The sequence below is a fragment of the Alteromonas sp. ALT199 genome (assembly GCF_018619335.1).
Classification (GTDB): domain Bacteria; phylum Pseudomonadota; class Gammaproteobacteria; order Enterobacterales; family Alteromonadaceae; genus Alteromonas.
Map to the genome: position 1 here is coordinate 1 of NZ_JAHHDX010000106.1, position 3,048 is coordinate 3,048.

Consider the following 3,048-nt stretch of genomic DNA (forward strand, 5'->3'; position numbering starts at 1 on the left):
AGGCTTGCCTCCATATAAGTTAAAGAGACACCGTTATCCAAACTCTGATAAAACCAAAACACGTTGGTTAGCAGGAGTAATATTGAAAGGATACTGATAACAACCTTGTTCACTGAGTTTCCTTTGTCTTATAACTTTCCAATAAGGGGCGCAGGCATGTGGGGCATAATGGCGAAGCCGCCCCGCGTGTTTGCGTCCCAGCGAACGAAGTGAGTGACTTAATTTTTTTGTTAGAAGCCTGCACGCCGTTGTTCCTTAAGAGGATCGTGTGGATTTACATTACCACCAAATGTTTGTTTATACACCTTGCCTAAGTCTGACGTGATTTCCAACGTTATAAGATAGGGTGAGCCCAGAGCCGAACGCCAATAGTGATACTGCTTTTGATATTTTTCATTAAAGCTAAAAGTAACAGTAGCTGACGTAAGCCATGATGAGGGAATTTTATGAGAATTCAGCATATTAATGAGTGATTTCCGCATGCTTTTAGCAAAAGGTTCGAAGTGGTTTTTTAAGCTGTTATGCTCTATTTCTAACAGATTGATTGATATAGAAGAGATGTTCTGTTGCTGTGCGAGCAAGCATAGTTGTCCTGTAGTCCAGTAACCAAGATGATCGTTATTGCGGTTATTTAGCATGTGAGCAAAGTTTCTTACAATTCCTTTGAATTCTGAACGACGAGCCATGATTCTCCTTGGCTTCTAACTTTAAGCTTTGGGGCGCTAGCACGTGGGCTAAAATCCGAACGAAGTGAGTCAGCCCACGTGTTAGCGTCCCAGCGACCGAAGGGAGTGCCAACAGCGTTTTGTTAGGCGTACAACTGAAAGTACGCAGCTTTGCTGCCACCACTAGCCAATTAGCCAGCTTGTTTAAATTATTGAATTTAAGATAAAACAACCCTGTGCGAAAAGCCAGATGTTAACGGTAATGCTGGATAAAATAGCGAGTTTAGAAAGCTGGTGATGCAGAATGTTGGCGTTGCGGTGTTGATGAAAAGCGCGTTGCTAAAGCCGTTGAAACTACCGAAAAGCTAACCGCAAAGACAACCTAGTGAAACAACCTTTATGCTGAAATGTCACGGCTGAACCTACTTTTTAATGCTGTAAGTAAATGACGCCTAACCTTAAGCTAAGGGGCGCTAGCGCGTGGGCTAAAATCCGAACGAAGTGAGTCAGCCCACGTGTTAGCGTCCCAGCGACCGAAGGGAGTGAGCTTTAGCGCTTTGTTATATTCGCTCATAAATCGCGCCGCAAATTGTAAAAAGAACCAAGCTAGTCCATATCCATAAAGCTACTTTATTTGATTTATATCCTCCTTGTCCAAGTTTTGAACTACTACCCGCAAGTTCATTAAAAGCCTTTGAGAGTGTTTTATTTCTAACTAACCCGAAAGACACAGGTAAACCTATAGATAAAATACAGCCAATAGTTAGTGGCCATATTTGATTATTTGGTACTTCAAAAAATTTGTAGATTGCGATGCTAACTAATAACCCACATAAAAATAATAGGAAATGGCAAAAACTAATTAGCACTGTAGGCTCGTGCTCATGATTCATGTTCGATATTTCCCCAAAGAATATAACTTTTCAATAACGGGCGCAGGCACGTGGGGCATAATGGCGAAGCCGCCCCGCGTGTATGCGTCCCAGCGAACGAAGTGAGCGAGTTTATTGAGTTGTTAGGTGGCATTGTTTCCCCGAAGATATACACCAATATGGTCGCCCGAATACTTATGGTTTTTAAAGTTACCACGTTTGACAATTGGGATAGAGCCTAAAGTGTTGGTTATTTGTTGTTGAAGTTCAGGAGTGCTGAACTTTGAATTTTTTGGAACAACTATAAGTGGCGTAAATAAGAAGTGAGAGAAGTCTTGATTGCCACTTACTACGGTATATCCACTTTTTTCTAATTTGATTCGCAGGTTAGCTAACTTTGTTTTATTAACTCCGTTTGAATGGAGATGAATAGTAGGTTTGGCGACTGATGTGCACCCAGCCAATACAATGATAAAAAATGGCAGTAGTATCGTTTTCATCCCTGACACCTAACATTAAGCTAAGCGGCGCAGTTGCGTGGGGCATAATGGCGAAGCCGCCCCGCGTAAATGCGTCCGAGCGACCGAAGGGAGTGGTCTTTAGCGCTTTGTTAGAAGCAGAGCCAGTTCCTTTGGTCTTTTTAAAAACTGTTGAAGCCAGAATACGATTGATTGTTAACACAGACAAGCAAAACGACTGTGCAGTGATGTTTTTGATTTGACTGAAGCTAGCCGCCATTTGAACTGTCGAACGCATTGGCGCTTGTTGACGTTAAATAATAACTTGGCGATAAAGCGCCTAATGCGCAACCTTTGAATTGAAAGCGGCGGATTTAAACCTACCACAAGCCAGAGCGATGCCACTGAAAACAGGTGAAGGTAGTTGTACGGGGATTTTTATAAAGCCAAACGAAGTTTAGGCTGACGCCTTATAACTTCCAAATATGGGGCGCAAACACGTGTGCAATAATGGCGAAGCCGCGCACGTGTTTGCGTCCCAACGAGCGGCAGCGAGTGACATAATTTGCTTGTTATGTGGCAATGCTGTCATATGTTTTACCGATCTCAAATTGGGCATCGTTTAATCTAACGATGATTTCTGCCTTTGAATTTTCACCTTTCACATAATCGAAAGGTGGCGATTGAGTAAAAAAGTCGTTTTGCAGCGTACCAAATGAATGAAGAACATATCCCTTTTGCACATGAACAGCACACGACGGCGACATTTCAGGCAGCGATACTCTGGAGCTTGAACCATTACAATCAGCGCCCTCACCATAAACATCCAATAAGCCAGGAATAAAGTTAGCTTCTTGAAGTTTTGACTCGACAATTATTTCCCAATTTGCCTGTAGCCAATCTGCCAGTAAATCTTCAGATAAAACGCCATTCATAGTGACGAAGTTTAGTAGCAGAAATTGCCTGTAAGTTTCTAAAACATCCTGTAAATGCAATGTCCCCTCCTTGCCACATAACTTCTAGATAAGGGGCGCAGGCATGTGGGGCATAATG

General features: G+C 42.5%; 4 protein-coding genes. All 4 read right to left on the reverse strand.

Going from position 1 to position 3,048, the window contains the following annotated elements; translation table 11 throughout:
* Positions 1 to 230: 230 nt before the first annotated feature.
* On the reverse strand, positions 231 to 686 hold the full coding sequence (locus tag KL866_RS11855; protein ID WP_214995183.1) for a hypothetical protein: 456 nt from the start codon (positions 684 to 686) through the stop codon (positions 231 to 233).
* Positions 687 to 1,225: 539 nt separating this feature from the next.
* Positions 1,226 to 1,558: a hypothetical protein gene (locus KL866_RS11860; protein ID WP_214995185.1), complete on the reverse strand. Its 333-nt coding sequence runs from the start codon at positions 1,556 to 1,558 to the stop codon at positions 1,226 to 1,228.
* A gap of 384 nt (positions 1,559 to 1,942) precedes the next feature.
* Positions 1,943 to 2,293: a hypothetical protein gene (locus tag KL866_RS20265; RefSeq protein ID WP_251140002.1), complete on the reverse strand. Its 351-nt coding sequence runs from the start codon at positions 2,291 to 2,293 to the stop codon at positions 1,943 to 1,945.
* A gap of 274 nt (positions 2,294 to 2,567) precedes the next feature.
* Positions 2,568 to 2,930 carry a hypothetical protein gene (locus KL866_RS11870; protein ID WP_214995187.1) on the reverse strand — a complete coding sequence of 121 codons (363 nt, stop codon included), beginning with the start codon at positions 2,928 to 2,930 and terminating at the stop codon, positions 2,568 to 2,570.
* Positions 2,931 to 3,048 lie beyond the last annotated feature (118 nt).

Bases quoted from the DNA above. Each gene is read 5' to 3' on its own strand.
- KL866_RS11855 (WP_214995183.1), bottom strand. From the start codon at position 686: ATGGCTCGTCGTTCAGAATTCAAAGGAATTGTAAGAAACTTTGCTCAC.
- KL866_RS11860 (WP_214995185.1), bottom strand. From the start codon at position 1,558: ATGAATCATGAGCACGAGCCTACAGTGCTAATTAGTTTTTGCCATTTC.
- KL866_RS20265 (WP_251140002.1), bottom strand. From the start codon at position 2,293: ATGCGTTCGACAGTTCAAATGGCGGCTAGCTTCAGTCAAATCAAAAAC.
- KL866_RS11870 (WP_214995187.1), bottom strand. From the start codon at position 2,930: ATGAATGGCGTTTTATCTGAAGATTTACTGGCAGATTGGCTACAGGCA.